This is a genomic window from Chryseobacterium sp. CH21, assembly GCF_004119445.1.
Taxonomy (GTDB): domain Bacteria; phylum Bacteroidota; class Bacteroidia; order Flavobacteriales; family Weeksellaceae; genus Chryseobacterium.
The window spans coordinates 1-19,440 of record NZ_QICI01000003.1 but is presented as its reverse complement, the minus strand read 5'-3'; the positions used below and the strand labels follow the sequence as shown (position 1 = coordinate 19,440).

General features: G+C 34.6%; 17 protein-coding genes and 2 pseudogenes. 9 read left to right on the top strand and 10 right to left on the bottom strand.

Annotation, left to right across the window (positions count from 1 at the left end; translation table 11 throughout):
* Window positions 1–9: 9 nt before the first annotated feature.
* From BOQ62_RS00360 to BOQ62_RS00345, 4 genes and pseudogenes are all read left to right on the top strand, one after another.
* Entirely contained in the window at window positions 10–375 is a 366-nt protein-coding gene (locus tag BOQ62_RS00360) for a response regulator (protein WP_185146779.1), read from the top strand.
* Window positions 376–1,206 (top strand): CheR family methyltransferase, encoded by an 831-nt coding sequence (locus BOQ62_RS00355; protein WP_129036481.1) that lies wholly within the window; start codon window positions 376–378, stop codon window positions 1,204–1,206.
* A gap of 11 nt (window positions 1,207–1,217) precedes the next feature.
* Window positions 1,218–1,786 (top strand): annotated as a pseudogene (locus BOQ62_RS00350) (chemotaxis protein CheB).
* Window positions 1,787–1,805: 19 nt separating this feature from the next.
* A complete protein-coding gene (locus BOQ62_RS00345; protein WP_129036480.1) occupies window positions 1,806–2,177 on the top strand; it encodes a response regulator in 372 nt (123 codons plus the stop codon).
* A 157-nt stretch (window positions 2,178–2,334) separates the two neighbouring features.
* Here BOQ62_RS00345 and BOQ62_RS00340 read toward each other — a convergent pair whose 3' ends face one another.
* The 3 genes from BOQ62_RS00340 to BOQ62_RS00330 all read right to left on the bottom strand — a co-directional run bounded on the left by BOQ62_RS00340 (window position 2,335) and on the right by BOQ62_RS00330 (window position 4,109).
* Window positions 2,335–2,622, bottom strand: coding sequence for a hypothetical protein (locus BOQ62_RS00340; RefSeq protein WP_129036479.1), 288 nt, complete (start codon window positions 2,620–2,622; stop codon window positions 2,335–2,337).
* A gap of 529 nt (window positions 2,623–3,151) precedes the next feature.
* Window positions 3,152–3,886 carry an alpha/beta hydrolase gene (locus tag BOQ62_RS00335; protein ID WP_228413479.1) on the bottom strand — a complete coding sequence of 245 codons (735 nt, stop codon included), beginning with the start codon at window positions 3,884–3,886 and terminating at the stop codon, window positions 3,152–3,154.
* Window positions 3,887–3,896: 10 nt separating this feature from the next.
* Window positions 3,897–4,109: a hypothetical protein gene (locus BOQ62_RS00330; RefSeq protein WP_185146778.1), complete on the bottom strand. Its 213-nt coding sequence runs from the start codon at window positions 4,107–4,109 to the stop codon at window positions 3,897–3,899.
* Between the two features lie 254 nt (window positions 4,110–4,363).
* Between BOQ62_RS00330 and BOQ62_RS00325 the strand changes: the two genes are divergently transcribed.
* Window positions 4,364–5,005 carry an NAD(P)-dependent oxidoreductase gene (locus BOQ62_RS00325; protein WP_129036478.1) on the top strand — a complete coding sequence of 214 codons (642 nt, stop codon included), beginning with the start codon at window positions 4,364–4,366 and terminating at the stop codon, window positions 5,003–5,005.
* Between the two features lie 193 nt (window positions 5,006–5,198).
* On the opposite strand, the gene BOQ62_RS00320 is transcribed toward BOQ62_RS00325, so the two are convergent.
* Together BOQ62_RS00320 and uvrA are read right to left on the bottom strand one after the other, a co-directional pair.
* Window positions 5,199–5,966 carry a methyltransferase domain-containing protein gene (locus BOQ62_RS00320; RefSeq protein ID WP_129036477.1) on the bottom strand — a complete coding sequence of 256 codons (768 nt, stop codon included), beginning with the start codon at window positions 5,964–5,966 and terminating at the stop codon, window positions 5,199–5,201.
* 79 nt (window positions 5,967–6,045) lie between these two features.
* A pseudogene (gene uvrA / locus BOQ62_RS00315) lies at window positions 6,046–8,837 on the bottom strand (excinuclease ABC subunit UvrA).
* A 724-nt stretch (window positions 8,838–9,561) separates the two neighbouring features.
* Here uvrA and BOQ62_RS00310 point away from each other — a divergent pair.
* The 4 genes from BOQ62_RS00310 (at window position 9,562) to BOQ62_RS00295 (ending at window position 13,513) form a co-directional block, all read left to right on the top strand.
* Complete coding sequence (locus BOQ62_RS00310; RefSeq protein WP_129036476.1) at window positions 9,562–10,041, top strand: DUF1097 domain-containing protein; 480 nt, start codon at window positions 9,562–9,564, stop codon at window positions 10,039–10,041.
* Between the two features lie 14 nt (window positions 10,042–10,055).
* The gene (locus tag BOQ62_RS00305) at window positions 10,056–10,439 is read left to right on the top strand and encodes a cupin domain-containing protein (RefSeq protein ID WP_129036475.1); all 384 of its coding nucleotides are present in this window, start codon (window positions 10,056–10,058) and stop codon (window positions 10,437–10,439) included.
* A 474-nt stretch (window positions 10,440–10,913) separates the two neighbouring features.
* Window positions 10,914–12,725 carry a TonB-dependent receptor plug domain-containing protein gene (locus tag BOQ62_RS00300; protein ID WP_129036474.1) on the top strand — a complete coding sequence of 604 codons (1,812 nt, stop codon included), beginning with the start codon at window positions 10,914–10,916 and terminating at the stop codon, window positions 12,723–12,725.
* A gap of 71 nt (window positions 12,726–12,796) precedes the next feature.
* Window positions 12,797–13,513: a DUF2490 domain-containing protein gene (locus BOQ62_RS00295; protein WP_129036473.1), complete on the top strand. Its 717-nt coding sequence runs from the start codon at window positions 12,797–12,799 to the stop codon at window positions 13,511–13,513.
* Here BOQ62_RS00295 and BOQ62_RS00290 read toward each other — a convergent pair.
* The 5 genes from BOQ62_RS00290 to BOQ62_RS00270 form a co-directional block, all read right to left on the bottom strand.
* A complete protein-coding gene (locus BOQ62_RS00290) occupies window positions 13,510–15,558 on the bottom strand; it encodes a M48 family metallopeptidase (RefSeq protein ID WP_129036472.1) in 2,049 nt (682 codons plus the stop codon). The two genes, BOQ62_RS00295 and BOQ62_RS00290, sit on opposite strands and share 4 nt — an antisense overlap.
* A 12-nt stretch (window positions 15,559–15,570) precedes the next feature.
* The gene (locus tag BOQ62_RS00285) at window positions 15,571–16,017 is read right to left on the bottom strand and encodes a phosphohydrolase (protein ID WP_129036471.1); all 447 of its coding nucleotides are present in this window, start codon (window positions 16,015–16,017) and stop codon (window positions 15,571–15,573) included.
* 80 nt (window positions 16,018–16,097) lie between these two features.
* Entirely contained in the window at window positions 16,098–16,433 is a 336-nt protein-coding gene (locus BOQ62_RS00280; RefSeq protein WP_129036470.1) for a YegP family protein, read from the bottom strand.
* A 17-nt stretch (window positions 16,434–16,450) separates the two neighbouring features.
* Window positions 16,451–16,759, bottom strand: a complete 309-nt coding sequence (locus BOQ62_RS00275; protein WP_129036469.1) for a hypothetical protein — start codon at window positions 16,757–16,759, stop codon at window positions 16,451–16,453.
* Window positions 16,760–16,972: 213 nt separating this feature from the next.
* Window positions 16,973–18,409 carry a hypothetical protein gene (locus tag BOQ62_RS00270; RefSeq protein ID WP_129036468.1) on the bottom strand — a complete coding sequence of 479 codons (1,437 nt, stop codon included), beginning with the start codon at window positions 18,407–18,409 and terminating at the stop codon, window positions 16,973–16,975.
* Window positions 18,410–19,440 lie beyond the last annotated feature (1,031 nt).

Sequence of the window (19,440 nt, the reverse complement as noted above, 5' to 3'; positions counted from 1 at the left end):
AAAATTCTGATGAAAAAGAAAATTTTAATTGTGGATGATGATCCACGCAATATATTCGCATTGAAACTCACCCTTAAGGCCCGTGGATATGCAGTAGAAACCTGTACAATGGCTCAGGAAGCTCTGGATATGCTACAAGCTGATCCTGATTTTTCAATAGTACTTATGGATATGATGATGCCTGGAATAGATGGCTATGAAGCCGTAAGAATCATAAGAGATACTCCTGAAATCAAAGATATTCCGGTTATTGCAGTAACCGCACAGGCTATGCCTGAAGACCGTCAGAAATGTATTGAGGTAGGCGCTGATGATTATGTTTCAAAGCCCATTGATGTGGACCTTTTACTAATGGCAATAGAAAAACTTTCATAGATGCTGGAACCAAGTATCGTAAAAGATGAAGAAATAGAATATCTGATCAACGATGTCTATGAAATGTATGGCTATGACTTTTCCGGTTATAGCAGGGCTTCGTTTAAAAGAAGAGTAAACAGGATATGCCTTTTGGACAGGTTTACCAGCTTTGCGGAACTTAGATATACCATTATGAATGATGCAGAATATTTAAAACGTTTTGTAGAAGAAGTTACGGTAAACGTTACAGAAATGTTTCGGGATCCTCCTTTTTTCAAAGCATTACGGGAGAAAGTTCTGCCTCAGTTAGGTACTTATCCACTGATCAGGATCTGGATTGCTGGTTGCTCTACGGGAGAAGAAGCTTATTCTATTGCTATTTTATTGAAAGAAGCAGGGCTGTATGATAAATCCCTGATTTATGGTACAGATTTGAATCCCGCAGTTCTTGAGACAGCCAGAGCTGGTGTCTTTCCATTATATCAGATGAAATTATATTCTGAAAACTATATGCTTTCAGGAGGGAAACGTGATTTTTCAGATTACTATACAGCCAATTATGATAGTGTAAAGTTTGATAAAAGCTTACAGGAAAAACTTATTTTATCTACCCACAACCTTGTTTCAGACAGCTCTTTCAATAGTTTCCAGCTGATTATCTGCAGAAATGTTCTTATTTATTTTGACAGAGAACTGCAGGAAAGGGTATTCAAACTTTTCGATAACAGTCTGGAAAATTTAGGTTTTCTGGCTTTGGGAGCAAAAGAAACCCTCAGGTTTTCCACTATTGAAAAGAATTATCATCAGATTGAAGACCAGAAAATCTGGAAAAAGCTTGATCATCATTAATAACTAAGGCTATGAAATCACAGATGAACATTGAATTAATTGTTATAGGAGGATCGGCAGGCAGTTTACAGGTCATTATTGAAATGATCAAAAACCTGAATGATACCCTAAGGATTCCAATTGTGGTGGTGGTTCACCGTAAAGCCCAATCCGGAGACATTCTGAGAACCCTGTTACAGCAATTTACAAAGATACCGGTGATAGAAGTAGAAGATAAAACTGAAATGGACAATAATGCTATTTATATTGTTCCGGCAGATTATCATTTGCTGTTTGAGAATAAGAAAAATATGTCATTGGACAGCTCAGAAAAAATGAATTACTCCCGTCCTTCAATAGATGTTACCTTCAGGTCTGCAGCAGAAATTTACGGAGAGAATATGATTGGAATTCTTTTATCCGGAGCCAATGCTGATGGAGTAGAAGGACTGTATTACATTAAAAAAATAACGGACAGGTGTGGATTCAGGATCCTGAAACGGCCGAGGTGGAATACATGCCCAAACATGCTGTAGAAGAAATAGATTATGACCTCATTATCAATCCAGATAATTTGGCAGATTATATCAATCAATTGTAATAAGAATAACCTAAATAATATGAACAAAAAGAAAATTTTAATTTTTGATGATGATGCTGCTATTTTAGAAGTAATTACCATCATATTTGAAGAGAATGGCTACGAGGTCAGAATCTCAGAAACTTCCCATGATATTCTGGAAAAAGTGGCTGAATATCATCCTGATGTTATTTTGATGGATAACTGGATTCCAAAAATTGGAGGAGTGGAAGCTACAAAACTTCTTAAAAGCAGTGAAGAATTTAATCATATTCCTGTCATCTATGTTACGGCAAACAATGATATCGCTGCTTTAGCATCCGAAGCTCAGGCAGATGATTATGTTTCAAAACCTTTTAATCTGGATGATCTGGAAGAAATGGTGGCAAAACATATAAAAGAGCAGGTGTAAATCTTACGACTTTCCAAATAAAAGAGTCTATCTTAAAAGTCAAACAATTTGACACTGTCATTCTGAGCGAAATGAAATGTAGTGAAGAATCTCATGTTATCAATAATGGATGAGATTCTTCCTTCGTCAGAATGACACTTTTGAGACGGATTCTTTTTTATTTATTGTTCAGATCAGAAATCATTTGAGTTTTTGTTACTTGATAACTGTTAACGTTATGAATTAAAGAGCGTAATAAAAGATAGAGCTGGGGATTTTCCATAGTGGCATGTGAAAAGGTCTGCACAAGAATTAATTTTTTTGAAACTATATTATGTGCAGTCACATATTCAGAACTAAGATCAATGTTAATATTTAATTCCCTCTTCACCTTGAGTTTAAAATATTCATCTATTAAATACTTATCATTAATCAGGTCTAAAAATTCCATTTTCGTTTCGTCCATAATGTTGATAATTAAACATTAAAATACAAATGTTATACCGTACATAGGAAAAACATAGAAAATTATAATATTATAAATAACAATTTGATTAAAATGAATTTTGCTTTTATAAAAGAAAAAACAGCTTTCTGATTGGCTCAATAATTCAGTTTAGAATAAATAGATTTTCAAGAATTCAAAAACTCTGGAAACCTTTTTATAAAAGGGTATATGGATAAAAGAATCTGCCCTTTAGAGGCAGATTCAGTAGATAAATACATCTCATTTTTTTAATTAGACAACAATAAAAAGCACAGCCGACAATGCTGTGCTTAAATTTTTATTTCAAATTTAATTGCAATTTCAATAGTAGTAAGAAAAGCAAATAAAGTTTCCACTTCGATTTTTATTACATAGTAAATATAGTAATAAATTTAATACGAAATATGAATTTAATGTTAAAATTCACAAGTTATCCACAATTTATTGTGGATAACTTGTGTGGTTCTCTGAAATTAAGGCTCAGAAAGGTATTTTAAAACAAAATCATTCAGGTTTTTTTCTCCTCATCCGTCCCTTTATTGTCCATATGTCCATGATTGATGAGGGTAGGCTGTACCGTCATATGATATTTCTTCTGTTCTTCTTCGTTGGGTAATACTCCTTCATCAGCCGGATAATCATTGGAGCGTAAAGTATACACTTTAGGAACAGAAGTTCTCGGCAGAAACATTCTCCGGTTATCCAAAGTAATCAGTTTATATACCAGATTAGGATGCTGATTCGTGAATAATGCTGCCATATCACCTCCATTAGAATGTCCTACGAGAGTCAGATGTTGGTAATCCAGTTCCGGGTTTGCATTTTTAAGCTCATTCAATACCAACAGAATATTATCAGAGCCATTTTGCCAGAAAGGTCTTCTTACGATCTGCAAATTTCCTTCTGTTGGTAAAAGACTGTCTGTAGTAAGTTCATGCTGAATGCTTACTGTAAAATAACCTTTTGAAGCCAGTTTTTCCGTTAAATAAGAATATACAAAATAATCTCCCCCCTTATTAAAACCATATCCATGATTGAAAATAATAACCTGTTGATTAGGAATTTTCTTATTTGTTTTAGGATAATAAAAAGCAACCGGAATCTTACGGTTTCTGCTTTGGTCAAATAAGGTTAAAGTATCCAGTCTTACTTCATAATCATTACTTTCAGTAGTTTTCTTTTGCAAGGTACAGCTTGTGATAAAAATAGAAGCTGTTATAAGAGTGAATAAAATACATTTCATGAATTGGTTTTTATGGGACAGAATAAAAGAATGATCTTAATTCTTCCGCAAATATATGAGGTAATTCCAATGCGGCAAAGTGTACTCCTTCATTCATCTTTTTAAAACTGGTTACATTCACAAAACGCTCCACCCATTCTTTCGGAAATTGAACTTCCCGGGGAAATACAAGTACTCCGGCAGGAACATCATTTTTTTGATTAACCTGATTTCCGCTCCACAAAGCCGTTGCATCTTATAATTTTTTGATTTTTAATGATAAAAAATAAGTAACTTTATTTCATTAAAATCTCGTAATACATATTACAATGAGTCAGGTGTTATTTTTAACACTGAACATCTTAGGTTCAATTTTCTGAACCCAATAATTCTATTATATCATATTTAAAAGCAAATACCATGTGTCGTTTGCCGTATCAACGGTCATTAACGGTTAATCTGCTGCTGATTGTTGATATTTAATATTAAAAAATAATTATGAAAACCTATAAAATTGCCGTGATCGGCGGAACCGGAAAATCCGGAAAATATCTGGTAGAAAATCTTCTTGAGAAAGGATATCAACTTAAACTTTTACTAAGACATCCTGAAAATTTTACCCTTCAACATCCATTCATTGAAGTTTTACAAGGAGATGCAAGAGATGAAACATCAATCGATAAATTAATTGAAGGAACTGATCTTGTCATGAGTACTTTAGGACAACCAAAAGGAGAGAAGTCTATATTCAGTGATGCTGCAAAAAATATCATCTCTGCAATGAATTATCATGGGATCAGGCGTTATATTGTAACCACTGGTCTAAGTGTAAATACAGCATCCGATCATAAAAATGAAGGGGTAAAAATAGCTACAGACTGGATGTATCAGAATTATCCAGAAACCACAGCTGATAAGCAAAAAGAGTATGAATTTCTTTTGGAAAGTAACCTTGACTGGACGTTAGTAAGATTACCATTGATTCATCTTACAGAGGAAAATTTTCCACTAGAAACAAATCTCACAGACTGCAAAGGTGAAGGAATCAGTGCTGCAGATCTGGCGGAATTTTTAGCTTCTCAGATTGAGGATTCCGAGTATATCAGGAAAAGTCCGTTTTTGTATAATGTGAAAGAGTAAAGAGGTCCAAAGAAGAAGCTGTCACAAAGGTGTCATTCTGAATGAAATGAAATGTAGTGAAGAATCTCATAGACATAGTTATCAATGAGATTCTTTGAACAATGTTCGCAGAACTTCATTCTGTGTCAGAATGACAGAAACCAAATTATTTGGCTTTCGTGGCAGCTCCTTTTAGCTTTAGCATAAAAATCTTTTATTTCTTACGTCCATACATCAGAATGCGCTTAAATGCATAAATAGCTGGGTATTTTGTAAACCTTTTTGCAATACGTGATTTAAATTCAGAGATGAAATGTTCTTTATGTTCTTCTTCCAGACGCTCTAAATAAGGCAATAATGCGGTTCCTGAAATAAAGGCATATAAGGCTTCGTAATCATCTGCAATAATAGGATAAACCTTCTGAAATATTTCAATATCCTGAATTCCGTTATCAAACAATATCTGTGCATAATCATCCATAGAAAGTACTGGGGAATCACGGTTGAAGTGATTTAACTGTGATGCATAAGGCTCTTCATCTGCCATTTCCGATAGAATCTGATTCAGGATATTCTCTTTCTGAACAGGCATTTGTATGGCTAACTGACCTCCGGGAGATAACAATCCAATGATTTTAGGAAATAAAGTTTCGTGATCATCAGCCCACTGTAAAGCGGCATTGCTGAAAACAAGATCCCATTTTTGATCAGACTGTGCTGTTTCTTCAATGGTCTGAAGTTTAAAATGAAGATTATCATTCTCAAAATTTTTAGATTTTTCAAGCATTTCTGCCGATGAGTCTATTCCTAAAAATGTTGAACCTGTCAGTTTTTCTGTCAGAATAGAGGTTTGTTCTCCGGTTCCACAGCCTAAATCAATAGCTTTTATGTTGTTTTCAGGTTTTATTAATGCTGCTAAATCGTAAAAGGGTTTGTAACGTACATCTTTGTACTGATCATATAATTCAGGATTCCAGGGCATAAAAATAATTTTTGTAATGGTTGAATAAAGATAGAGAATCTAATAAAAAATCGGCTGTTTTTATAACAGCCGATTGTATTTATTGTTCCAGTTTTTCTTTAATATATTTTGCGGTGTGAGACTTTTTATTTTTTGTCAGATCTTCAGGTGTTCCTGTAAATACGACTTCTCCACCGTGTTTTCCAGCTTCTGGGCCGATGTCAATAATATGATCGGCACATTTGATGATATCCGGCTGATGCTCAATAACAATCACGGAATGTCCAAGATCAATCAATGCCTGCAATGATTTCAGTAATTTTTGAATATCATGGAAGTGAAGCCCTGTGGAAGGTTCGTCAAAGATGAATAACGTTTTATCTGTTGTTACTCCTTTTACAAGGAATGAAGCCAGTTTCACACGCTGTGCCTCACCACCGGAAAGGGTAGAAGAGCTTTGCCCCAGCTGCAGATAGCCTAAACCTACTTCCTGAAGAGGTCTCAGTTTCGTTACAATTTTGTCTTCATTGTTATCTTTAAAGAACTCCAATGCCTCATCTACCGTCATGTGAAGAATATCAGAGATGTTTTTCTCATCAAATCTTACTTCAAGGATCTCATTTTTGAATCGTGTACCTTTACAAACCTCACATTCAAGCTCAATATCTGCCATAAACTGCATGGAAACGTTGATTACTCCTTCTCCTTTACATTCATCACATCTTCCGCCATCAACGTTGAAAGAGAAATGTTTAGGCTTATAACCCATCATTTAGCTACTTTCTGCTTCGCAAAAAGATCACGGATGTCATCGTAAGCCTTTAAATAAGTAACGGGGTTTGAACGGGAAGATTTTCCAATCGGATTCTGATCAATCAATTCAATATTTTTGATCAGTTTTTTTGGAAATTCTACAGAATCATAGTCTCCCTTTTTACCACCCATTCCAAGCTGGATCTGGATATCATTGGTAAGGATTTCTTTCATCAAAGTAGATTTTCCACTCCCTGAAACTCCGGAAATCACCACCAGACTTTCCAAAGGAACGTCTACATCTATATTTTTAAGATTATTCTGACGGGCTCCTTTTATATGAATCCATTCTTTTGCTTTTCTTCGTTTCTTCGGAACTTCTATTTCAAGTCTTCCGGTAAGGTATTCTGAAGTAAGGGTGTTGGCTTTTTTCAAGTCCTTATAATCTCCTGCAAATACCAGCTCGCCACCAAGATAACCTGCTTCCGGACCAATATCAATAATATAGTCAGCAGCTCTCATTACATCTTCATCATGTTCCACCACAATGACGGTATTTCCAAGATCTCGAAGATTTTTCAATACTTCAATCAAATTTTCTGTGTCTTTGGAGTGTAACCCGATAGAAGGCTCATCTAATATATAAATAGAACCTACCAAAGAACTTCCCAGGCTGGTTGCCAGATTGATTCTCTGGCTTTCTCCTCCTGAAAGGGTATTGGATGTTCTGTTTAATGTTAAATATCCTAATCCTACCTTTAATAAAAATTCCAGACGGGTTGTGATTTCGTAGGTCAGTCTTTTGGCCACTTCTTTGTCGTGATCTGAAAGCTTTAATCCATTGATTACCGGAGCTAATTCATCCAAAGGAAGTTCAATCATCGATTGGATGTTGTGTCCATCTACTTTTACCCAGCTTGTTTCTTCACGAAGTCTCAATCCTTCACAGGTAGGACAAAGGGTTTTTCCTCTGTAACGCGAAAGCATTACTCTGTACTGGATTTTATAAAGGTTTTCTTCAAGCATTTTGAAGAAATTATTGATGCATGGGAAATTGCCTTTTCCGTCACCTTTCCAAAGGAAGTTTTTCTGTTCTTTTGTTAATTGATGATAAGGCTTGTGGATAGGGAAGTCACCTGCTTTTTTGATGAAATCTTTTTTCCATTCACTCATGGTTTCTCCTCTCCAGCAGACTACAGCATCTTCGTAAACAGATAAGGTTTTGTTAGGAACAACAAGATCTTCGTCAATTCCTATTACTTTTCCATATCCTTCACATGCAGGGCATGCTCCGTATGGGTTATTAAAGCTGAAAAAATGAACGTTGGGTTCAAGGAACTCCATTCCGTCCAGTTCAAATTTATTGGAGAATTCTTTTACTTTTTCAGTATCTGTATTCTTTAATGAACAATATCCGCGTCCTTCATAGAACGCCATTTGAATAGAGTCTGCAAGCCTTTGTAGAAAACTTTCGTCTTCTTCATACGAGAAACGGTCGATAACAAGATTAATTGCCATTCCTTTTTCAGGAGTGAAACCAAAGCTTTCCAGATCTTCAATTCCAGCCAGATTTCCATTGATTTCAAGCCTTGTGAAACCTGCCAGTTTTAAAACATTTAAGGTTTCTTTAAAATTATCGGCATCATATTCCAACGGTGCAGTCAGTAAAAAAGAAGTATCTTTTTTAGAGGCTTTGATGAAGTCAACCACATCCGAAACAGAATCTTTCTTCACTTCTTCTCCGGAAACCGGGGAAAAGGTTTTTCCGATTCTTGCAAATAAAAGCTTCATATAATCGTAGATCTCTGTAGAAGTTCCTACCGTAGAACGTGGATTGGAAGAAATTACTTTCTGCTGGATGGCAATAGAAGGCGCAAGCCCTTTGATATCATCTACTTTTGGTTTTTCTAATTTTCCCAAAAACTGACGGGCATACGAGCTTAAGCTTTCCACATATCTTCTCTGTCCTTCTGCGTAAATTGTATCAAAGGCCAAAGATGATTTCCCACTTCCTGAAACTCCTGTAATAACAATCAGTTTGTTTTTCGGAATCAGGACGTCTATATGTTTCAGATTGTTAAGATGTGCATTCTTAACGAAAATCTGTTTTTTTATATCTATTTCTGTTGTGTTAGCCATATTTTGTTTATTCATAAAAAGACTGTACAGCATTAAGGCTGTCAGTAATGGTGTTTTGCCTCAGAATATTCCGGGGCTGTCATCAATTGAACTTTTACTTTTATCCCTGAATTCATTCGGTATCTTGTAAAAACATTCTTAAAGAATGCCAACAAAATTACGGTTGAAAAAGAATGTTTTTCATCGTAAAATTAAGACCCACAAAATTACGAAATTTTAGCGAAAACTTTATGCTTATATTATTGTTAAGAATGATTATTGTAAACGTTAACCTACACGAATGTATGATCAGTTTTTTGTTCCTGATAAAGATGATGACTCTTAACGGATACAGCTGACTAATGCTTTTATTAAAGATTAGCAATACAATAATACACTTGCGAAACCTTACCGCCAGAATTCTCAGTTTGGAAACGTTTCTTTTCTCATCCATTCCGGTAGCCCCGTCAGTTTATCACTTGAAAAAGTAAAAGAGCAGAGTAGGTCGACAGGCGTGGATGCTGCTCTAAAAACCTCCTTTTTATGGTTGAAGACTGAATGTTATTTTTTTAAGCTCCAAAATATTGAAGTGGCGAAGCTCTCAGCTGCTCTGCTCAAAAAGTGTATAAAATTCCTTAAAAGAAAGTCAAAATTATTTTGTGATTAATTTTTACAAAAACTAAATGAATTTTTACAAATAGTGGATGGGTAGTAGAGGCTAGATTTGTGGTATAAATTATTTTTTATGAAAAAAACAATGGCACATTCTTTATTAGTTGGTTTAATATCGGGGTTGGTTTTTGTTTTTTGTGGTATCCTTGGAATAACTACATGGATTGTTTTTTTCTCTTGGGCAAATTATTTTTTGCATCAAAGTAATCTTAAGAAGGCGATGAAAATGTTTCTTGCATTTAGTATAGGGATTGTATTAGCTCTACTTTCAACAATTATTATGAAAAATACAGGTAATGATTTATACATGAACGGGCTCATCATTTTTGTGGTAGGAACTCTGCTGGTATTTCTAGAATGTTTTGAAAATTGGTCAGAAATGGTTCCTGCAACATTTTTAGGAACAGTTGTATTTTTTGCCTCTGGTGTAAGTCATAAAACTATTATCTCTGAACTTTTATTTCCTCTTTTTATTGGAGTTATCGTAGGCTTTATTACCATTGTCACCCGAAATAACCTGGCAAAAATTTTAGATAAACCAAAAAATAATTGATTAAATTATAAAAAATGAAAAAAAATATAATATCTCATCCTGGCGATTGGAGCAGATGGGTTGCAGAAATCAAACTAAGTTTAGCTTCTGCAGAAGGTAACAAGCACATTGGAGATAGAATTGTGTTTGAAAATAACGATTTTAGAATATGGCAAATACATTTGCCAGCAGGTGAAAGTTTACCCTTTCATAAACATGAAAATAGATATTTTTGGACAGTATTAACAGAAGGGAAAGCCATATCTTATTACAATGATGGTTCTATTGTTGAAAGTGAGTACGAAATTGGTGATACTAAATATTTTGCAGATTTAAATGAAGAAAATTATTTCATACACAATTTAGAGAATATAGGAAATACTACACTTATTTTTATTACTGTTGAATTTTTAAATTAGTTTTTTTGGATAAGATGTTTGCCGTCTTTTTAAGTTATCAGGTTCCACTTAAAGATACTGCCTCAGTTGTAACTAAACTATAATTTTTTTATCCTTTTCATCCTCTTAAAGTGAAATTGTGCTGTGATAAAGTCTATAATTTCTAAATAAAAAATACTATTTTTTGTTGAATTATTATTGATTTAGTGTTTATTTTATAGTGTTTTTCATTATTTTACAAAATACATTCTATTTTTTTAATTTAAGTATTGTTTTATGTTGCAAAATTATTTAAAATTGTACTCGTAAATATGTAATATAGAAATGAGAAAATTATTCAGAGATCTAGTTACACATTTAATGAGAAAAAGATAGAATTACTCCCTCACACAGATGCAGCATTCCGTTGCATCTTTTTTTATGACAACTATCATTTGTCTGTCTTGGTGAACTCCCTTACTTTTGGACTCTGTTAAAAAAACTACGGAAACGATTATGATCAAAAAGATAGGAAGTGCTTTTTTTCTTGGATCTTTACTTTGGGTAAACGCACAGGAAAAGACAACGGATATTGAAAGCATTGAATTTCAGGGGAAATTTATCTCTACCCCTTATAAAAGTGCCAACCAGAACATCAGTGTCATCACCAGAGAAGATATTGTAAATTCTCCGGCTAAAAGTATTGATGAAATTCTTCAGCAGGTACCAGGAATGGATATCCGAAGAAGAGGTGCTAATGGGGTACAGAGTGATATCAGTTTCCGTGGAAGTTCTTTTGAGCAGGTTCTTCTGCTTCTGAACGGAATCAGAATGAATGACTCCCAGACGGGACATAATAGTATGAATATTCCGGTAGATCTGGATGACGTAGAAAAGATAGAAATCATAAAAGGACCGGCTGCCAGACGTTTTGGGCAGAATGCTTATGCAGGTGTTATCAATATCATTACCAAAGTTTCGCCAGGGAAGAAAGTGAAGATCAGTGCAGATGGAGGAGACTTCAGTACGTATGGCCTGGGATTCAATGCGCAGATTGGAAATGAGAAGTTTACGAATTCTCTTCAGGCAAATTCTGCCTCTTCAGAAGGATATATGTTTAATACTGATTATGAGATCAGAAATGTATTTTATCAGGGAAAACTGAATATCAAAAACGGAGATGTAAGAGTACAGGCAGGTTTTTCGGAAAAGAAATTCGGGGCTAACGGCTTTTATGCTTCCAGTGCTGCCACAAAACAGTATGAGGAAACGCAGGCTTCCATTGTAAGTGTGGCTCATCAGCAGACTTTTGGAAAGCTGAAACTTAATTCTAATGTATACTGGAGAAGGGGACAGGATATGTACCTTTATGACAGATGGAATCCGGATTTTTACCGAAATATGCACATCGGAAATAATGTGGGTGGAGAAGTGAACTCCAGTTATGAGTGGGGATTGGGAACAACCGGAATTGGTGTTGAATTGAGAAAAGAATTTTTAGTAAGCAGTAATTTGGGGAATAGAAACCGTTTTGTATCCCAGGTTTTCTTTGAACATCATTTTTCATTACTGGATAAAAAACTAAGCATCAGTCCGGGAATTTCATGGGCTAATTATTCGAAGGAAGGAAACTTTTTCTATCCGGGACTTGATGTAGGATATAACTTTAATCCTAATCATAAAGTGTACGGAAACATTGCAAAAGTACACCGTATTCCAACCTTTACCGATCTTTATTATATAAGTAAAACAGAACAGGGAAATCAGGAGCTACAGCCTGAAAATGCGTTGTCATCAGAAGTTGGATATCAGTTCCAGAATAGTAAAATTCTAGCCAAAGTAAGCGGATTTGTAAGAAATTCAAGCAATTCCATTGACTGGGTGAAAAAAGACCTGAGCGATAAAGTCTGGTATGCCCAGAATGTAGGGGATATCAAAACCAAAGGAATTGAGGCAGAGTGGAGCCACAGACCGATGGATTGGTTGAAATATACAGTTGGATATACTTATATCGACAGCAAATATGAAGAAAAGAACGGGTTGGTTTCAAGATATATACTGGACAATCTGAAGCATCAGCTGGTTTCTAAATTAGAGGTCAAATTCCTGAAAAATTTCACGAATGAGCTTGTTTACAGGTATAATGAAAGAGTGAATTTAGGAAGTTATAACCTGCTTGATGAAAAGCTGAGTTTTGCTAAAAAAGACTACTCTGTGTATGTGCTGATTAACAATATTACCAATACAAAATATACGGAAGCGTTTGGGGTAGCAATGCCGCAAAGATGGTTCCACATTGGTTTTTCATACACGATTAATATTAAGTAAATGTTAACCCGGAATGAATAAAAGTTAACATTAACAAATTGTTAAAAAATATACATTTGCAAAAATTTTTTATGAAACGTCTTATAGGTTTAGGTTTACTACTTGGAATTTCTTTTTTTAAAGCACAGGAACACATTTCCAGCTTCAATGCAGTGACTCTGACCTATAAGTTTCATCCGAAGTTTTTCCTTTATGCTGAGGGACAGATGCGTGGTAACGAAGATTATACCTACCCTGATTATTATGAGATAAAAGGGGGCTTAGGGTATAATCTTACCAAAAACCATAAACCTTTTGTTGGGCTTGGAAGATATGCGAATTATAAGGAGCATAGCTTAAGCAGAGAAGAGTTCAGGGTATGGCTGCAGGATGTTATCGATATCAAAAAGGGTATCGTAAAGTTTGAGAACCGTTTCCGTGCTGAAAAGAGCTGGTTCTATGAGCCAAAAACAGATCAGACTTCCCAGAGAATGCGTTACAGATATCGTCTGAACGTAAGTGTTCCTTTAAATGCAAAAACCATTAAGAAAGGAACTGTTTTCGCCAATGCTTATGACGAGGTGTTCTTTGTCTCTCCGATGAAGCCTACTTTCGCCAGAAACAGAGTCTATGGCGGTTTCGGCTATCAGATTGATGAGTATTTCGGTATCGTGAGCGGATATCTGTGGCAGCGCGAATTTGAAGCAAAAGGAAACAAAAATTTACATTTCGTTTACCTTGCGTTAAACATCAATATCGACGGAACAGACCATCACACGAAAACTTACGATTTCCCGGGTGCGGATTAATTCTTGTTTAAATCTGCTTGAAAGTTTAGCAATTCAAGTTTAGAATTAAGATAATGATCATTCAGTAATTCCCGATATTTTTCAATAAGTAATGATATGGAATTTACTTCATGTTCAAGGTATTTGTCTTTATTGAAATAAATGTACTCAGAGTTTACAAACTCCTGTAAGATGATTTTGTCTTCAATCTTTAAACCATCTTTATAAGCAGAATTTTCGATCAGTTCTTTAGTCTTTAGTTTAAAAGGTTCTTCTGCTTTCAATAGCTTGGCTCTGTGTTGACGGATTTCTTCAAAGGGTAGTGTAACAGCCATAAACTGCAGATGTACTGTAAAATCATTAAGACTTTTCTGAAATACATCGAATTCCCTGTCTAATACGGCAAAATTCCTGTACTTACTAAGAAGTTCTTTCTTACTATCTTCGTTGGAAACATGGTAATAATGCTGAAAAATAGCTTTGTCATTTTCCAGAAGCTCTTCTTTTACTCTTCTCAGTTCACTTTCCAATTTTGGAATAAGGCTTGAAGCATCTTTTGCTTTATATAAAGTGCCGTCAAATCTGAATGTTTTTATTTCTTTCGGATAGGAGGCAAGGTATTGCAGTGTTTGAATGTCTCCTTCTATTCCTGATTTTTCGTAAACTAAAGATACTTTTTTATCACTGAATAAATCTCCATTATCATGAGAGGAAGTATCAGAAATTACAGATTCGATATTTTCTATGATAGGATTATGTCTTTCGTAATATCCATTGAAGTTTGACGTGAAGGTCTTATAGATATTATTATCCAGATAGAGTTTGATGAAAGTTTCATCCTCTATCACTTCTCCTACGTTTTTCACTGTACATAAAGTCAGGTATTTTGAGGTCATGATTTCGCAGATCTTATCAAATCCACTGATGATCTCTTTCGCATATCTGTGGTCTGTGGATGCATTTCTGGTTTCGTTTGTTTTAATCCTTTCAACTCTTTTTAAAATATCAGGATGAGAAGTCCATTGATCTTCAATTTCTATTCTGGATTTATTATAACGGGTAAGATCTTCGGCATCTATTTTTGGGAGACCATTTACGTAAGGATGATTATTTCTTTCGGATAAAATTTTCATTAAAGAAAACTGGTTCCTGTACAGGTCTTTTGGAAGGTATTTTTGATTGCTTTCAACGTAAAAATTAAAAGAATTATTAAAAGCAATATCACTTAATTCCAACCTTAATAAAGATGAAGCCTGTTCTTCAGGATTGGTAATATAGGTTGAAATAGCATCTGCATGATATTCCATCTCTCTTTGCAGCGAAGCATGATTTTTGAAAAGAAAATTGGACATGCTTTTAAGAACAGACTGAAAAGCATTAATAAAACTGACCGAAATAAGACCAAAAACTTTAAAAATAGCATTCCCTCCTGAAAATTCCATGATAAAATTTTCGTAGTCTTTGTTATTGTAAACGGTTTCGAAAATGATTTTTTCAGCCTGGTTCACATAACCGCCTACTTTCATGCTTTTTTGGGAGAAATGCCCAAATTCATGAGCAAGGATTGTTCTTAGTTCTCCTACACTTGTAGCATTGATCAGTCCAACGCCGATCGTTAAGTTTTTCTTCACAGGCAGAAACATGCTCCAGAAAATAGAATTATAGCTTACACTGGCATTTACATCCGGTGAGAGGAAAACTTTTTGTGGTGCTTTTACCTTTGTTTCAGCTACAATTTCATCAATAATAGCAAACAGTTCGGGCTGATGAGATCTGTTCACTTCCAGCAAATGGCGGGTACTGTAATGGTTTTTTCTGAAAATGAATTTAACAAGAAATATAAACACAAAAACGCCCACACTCAAGAGTCCTGCCGCCCCTAAAACTGTAAAATAATTAACAGAAACACTCAGCATTTTTATGGCTCCATATCCTAATAAGAATATCATCAGGAGGGAGGCGAGAATGAGTATCAGATACATCAGGAAAAAAACTGAAATAGATACCATAGCAGAAATCAGCTTAGATTGATAAGCCGATGAAATTTTGGGTAGGTTATTAGTCATTGTGTTTTTTTATTAATATTTCTCTATCAGGTAACGATAAGCTTTCAGGTATTTGTTGAATCTTTTGATGTCTTTAGGAGTAAGCTCTCTGTTTACTCTTCTAAGATCCATATTATCACGAAGGTCATTCAATTTTACAGCAACGGATAGGAGAGATCTTTCTGTTCTTTTAATGAATTCATCATAATCTTCTTCCGGATCAAATTTCGTAAGACAGCTGATGGCAAAAATAATATATTCAGGAAATCCTTCAGATCTTAAATAATCCAGACTGAACTCCTGTGGATGATCTTCTACAACATCGTGTAGCACCCCTACAATTTTTTCATCCAGTGTTTTACCATAATTCATCACACGCATTACGTGGGCAATGTATGGAGCATGGTATTTATCAGTTTGTCCTTTATGAGCCTTATCGGCAATTTTGATTGCTTTATTCAGTAATTCTTCTTTTGTCATTGCTAATGAAAAATAGAATACAAAAATAGAAAATGCCTTAAAAACTTAAGGCATTTTTATTAAAATTATTTCAGATGATTTTATAAGTCGGTTTCATCTTCTATAGGCGAATGGGGGGCATTATTTTTTACAGATTCTATCCCGTTTTCCATGCCGTTGTCAGATTCATACATCTGGCTGGTTCCTATGATCTGTCCGTTTGCTGCTTTAAGATTAAAGTAAGATCTGCCATCATTGGCCGTGTTTCTTTCAAATTTTGAATCTTCCTGTGAGTTGGTTTTCACAGATCCGATTCCGTTTTCGCAGGATGGTTTTGTACTGTATCCCTGACTGGTCAAAATAACCTGTCCGTTTCCCGCTTTTAGGTTAAACTGAAAGTCTCCGTTTGTTCTTTTAGAGATGATAAATTTTCCCATGATAATTGTTTTTGTGATTATTTGGATGGTATTAGTTTTTTAGGATTCACCTGAGTTTTTTCCGGGGTGATGGCATTTAAAATTTTGTATTGAGAATGATCTTTTGAAGGCTCTTTCAAGGCAAGATAGATAATGGCATCAGGCTTTTTAACCAGCATTTTATAGAGTCTTTTATTCTGATCTTGTTTCATTCCAAAAGATCCGGGTAATTTTTCCGTATTTAATTTTTTTATAGTATCTGTTTTAGAAAAAGGTATTAATTTATCCCTTTTTTGAGCCGTCAGCACAGCGGATATAAGAAGTAGGGGAAATAATATAATTTTCATGTGTTATTCAATTTTAAATAAAAATAATGATTTTTTTTTGAATAAAACCACTGAATGTTATTAAACTTAATGATAATCACAAGAAACAGAATGGAAAATGAGAGGCAGAATTTTGATTTATAATATAAATTAAATGTTGTCACAAGGATATACAAAAAATACTATTCCTACTATAGGAACAGTATTTTTGTTTTAGAAAGTGAGGATTGTTGCTTAATTAATATAAGAGGCATTGAAAGACATGGAAATTGGTGAGCATGTCATTAAAGCCCCGGGTGTAGTGCCGTTATTTGCAGACCTTCTCATTCTCACATCCAAAGTGTGGGAACCGGCAGTTAAAAACTTAACACTGCTTAAGCTGAATTGAGTCTGAAGTCCTACACCAGATTCCTGAGTAACCATATACTCATTGGTTGCAACACCGTCTATAAATAAAGTGGCCTGATAATTTCCTCCTCCTGATCCGGGAGGAAGACTAAGATAATCAATTCCAAGCATAAAATTAATGAACAATGTTTTTCCTCCGGCGGGAATCGTGACATTTTGGCTGGTCCCTGAAATGATTGTATAGCCTGTATCGCTGACATTAAAGGTAGGCTCTGTTGTAGATGCAACTTCAAAAGTCGTTACACTGGCAGTAGTGGGATTGGGTAAAGTGACTACATTTCCCAAATTATCTACTCCTAAAGTCTGGCCGGCTCCTACAGTAGTGGCAGAGGTAAGATTGGTAAATCTCATCCCGCTTATTCCTGCTGTTCCTGAATTAACTTCAAGCTTTGTATTGGGACTGATGGTTCCGATTCCTACATTTCCACCGTTAACGTTGGTGAGATACATAAGCTCATTAAGAGGTTTTCCTACACTGAATGACATATAACGTTGTCCGTTACCGCTTATGGTTCCTGTTGAAATATCTCCAAAATTAATACGGGCAATAGGGCCTGTATCTGCAGAAGAATTGGTTCTTATGTTGATCCCGAAATTATCTGTTCGGTTACCGTATAAAAAGCCATCCTGACCTACATTGATGTTCAGAGCATCTTTCGTTGCTGCTCCGGTGACAGCTGCATTCAGAAACTGACTGCCTTCTACATGGAGTTTAGTGGTGGGAGCAGCAGTTCCTATGCCTATTCTGCTGTTGGCTCCATCTGCAGAGAAGGTATTTCCTGCAACAGAGAATCCGTTGACAATATTTGAGGTAAAAGCCAAAGTACTGGCTCCCTGAGTTACAGTTCTGTTTCCGGTAAGCGTTCCGTTAGTATTATAAATATTGAGTGGAGGACTTATTTTTACCCATGCAGTTCCGTTATAATAATAGAACCCTACAGCATCTATATTAATTGCAGTTCCTGTTTGTGTCCCTGTCGCCGTACTGTTGACATAGATTAGGGTAGATACAGGGACAGAGGCCATACTCTGGGCACGCTGTCTGTCTACTCTCGGTACCAGAAGTCCATCTACTGTTGTAGAAGTTCCTGTTGAATTTTTTGGGATAATATCCAAAGTTGCAGCAGGTGTTGTAGTATTAATACCTACCTGCGCTATTGTTTTTGCTGAAAAAGTCGTTAAGGCAATTACAATGGATAAAGTTATTTTTTCATAATTATATGGGTTGTTTTTAATGAAATATAATAATGTTATTTTGTGCAAATGTTGAATTTAAAAACATAACAATATTCTATATAATTATAATAATAGAATATATTTATTTATGTAATAAAATTATAAAATAAAATTAATATTATTGTTTTTATTTTTATTTTCTTAAAAATAATTCTCTGTGCATTATAAATTAAAAAGAATAAAGTTTTTCATTTGATTGAAAATCAGCAAATTGTTTCTGAAGTAAAACTTTTACAATGAACAACTTACAAGCTAATTATGAAAGAATTTTGGAAGTTTTATGAAGAATATCAAATGAAAATATTTTGCTTAATCAAAGACGAATTCTAAAACTAAAGAATTTGGAAATGATAGTGAAAATCATCCTTTTCGCCACAATTCTGATACTCTTGGGTAAAAAATAGACCGGGTTAAGCTTAGATTGGTTAATAAGATTATTGAAATACGGTTAAAAACAGCAAGAAGTTTTAATGAATTTGAGAAGCTATTCATTGTTTATAGTATGGTGGTGTAAGTTTGTAAAGTTTCTAGAAGTGCTACTTCAAAAATCTGTAAATATGCTGAATAATTTCATCTATGGATATAAACTTCATATAGTTTGCTCTGTAAATGAAACAAGCAATTATGCAAAGAGTTTTGAAGGTTTTAAAACCAGATAATGAACTAAAATAATAGCTTTAACCGTTGTGCAATTTATTAACAAGGTTACTTCAACAGAAATATTAATAACTTAAAAGCAAGTATCATTTAAAATGCACAACAGATTAAAAGTAATAAGAAGAATATATTCACATTTTGTGTATGAGGGTAATTTTAGAATATAAAGTTCTTTACCAGTTATGTTGTTTAAAGTAGGAATTTTGTTTTTATTCCAAAAAAATCTCTAAGTAGTCTTCAAAAGTTTATGTAAAATAAAAACGCCCCATTTTTAGTAGTCATGGTCGGAAGAAATTTCCGACCATTTTTATGTTTTAAGTTTTGAAGACTTTTGCAGGATCACCCCCCGCAAATATTATTAAAATTGCGGTAATCATATCCCGAAGTTCCATAGCGATGCG

What these genes read in the sequence shown, in the direction of transcription:
- BOQ62_RS00305 (WP_129036475.1), top strand. Translation starts at nt 10,056, where the DNA reads ATGAAAAAAAATATAATATCTCATCCTGGCGATTGGAGCAGATGGGTT.
- BOQ62_RS00295 (WP_129036473.1), top strand. Translation starts at nt 12,797, where the DNA reads ATGAAACGTCTTATAGGTTTAGGTTTACTACTTGGAATTTCTTTTTTT.
- BOQ62_RS00290 (WP_129036472.1), bottom strand. Translation starts at nt 15,558, where the DNA reads ATGACTAATAACCTACCCAAAATTTCATCGGCTTATCAATCTAAGCTG.
- BOQ62_RS00355 (WP_129036481.1), top strand. Translation starts at nt 376, where the DNA reads ATGCTGGAACCAAGTATCGTAAAAGATGAAGAAATAGAATATCTGATC.
- BOQ62_RS00280 (WP_129036470.1), bottom strand. Translation starts at nt 16,433, where the DNA reads ATGGGAAAATTTATCATCTCTAAAAGAACAAACGGAGACTTTCAGTTT.
- BOQ62_RS00310 (WP_129036476.1), top strand. Translation starts at nt 9,562, where the DNA reads ATGAAAAAAACAATGGCACATTCTTTATTAGTTGGTTTAATATCGGGG.
- BOQ62_RS00320 (WP_129036477.1), bottom strand. Translation starts at nt 5,966, where the DNA reads ATGCCCTGGAATCCTGAATTATATGATCAGTACAAAGATGTACGTTAC.
- BOQ62_RS00285 (WP_129036471.1), bottom strand. Translation starts at nt 16,017, where the DNA reads ATGACAAAAGAAGAATTACTGAATAAAGCAATCAAAATTGCCGATAAG.
- BOQ62_RS00335 (WP_228413479.1), bottom strand. Translation starts at nt 3,886, where the DNA reads ATGAAATGTATTTTATTCACTCTTATAACAGCTTCTATTTTTATCACA.
- BOQ62_RS00325 (WP_129036478.1), top strand. Translation starts at nt 4,364, where the DNA reads ATGAAAACCTATAAAATTGCCGTGATCGGCGGAACCGGAAAATCCGGA.
- BOQ62_RS00300 (WP_129036474.1), top strand. Translation starts at nt 10,914, where the DNA reads ATGATCAAAAAGATAGGAAGTGCTTTTTTTCTTGGATCTTTACTTTGG.
- BOQ62_RS00345 (WP_129036480.1), top strand. Translation starts at nt 1,806, where the DNA reads ATGAACAAAAAGAAAATTTTAATTTTTGATGATGATGCTGCTATTTTA.
- BOQ62_RS00340 (WP_129036479.1), bottom strand. Translation starts at nt 2,622, where the DNA reads ATGGACGAAACGAAAATGGAATTTTTAGACCTGATTAATGATAAGTAT.
- BOQ62_RS00275 (WP_129036469.1), bottom strand. Translation starts at nt 16,759, where the DNA reads ATGAAAATTATATTATTTCCCCTACTTCTTATATCCGCTGTGCTGACG.
- BOQ62_RS00360 (WP_185146779.1), top strand. Translation starts at nt 10, where the DNA reads ATGAAAAAGAAAATTTTAATTGTGGATGATGATCCACGCAATATATTC.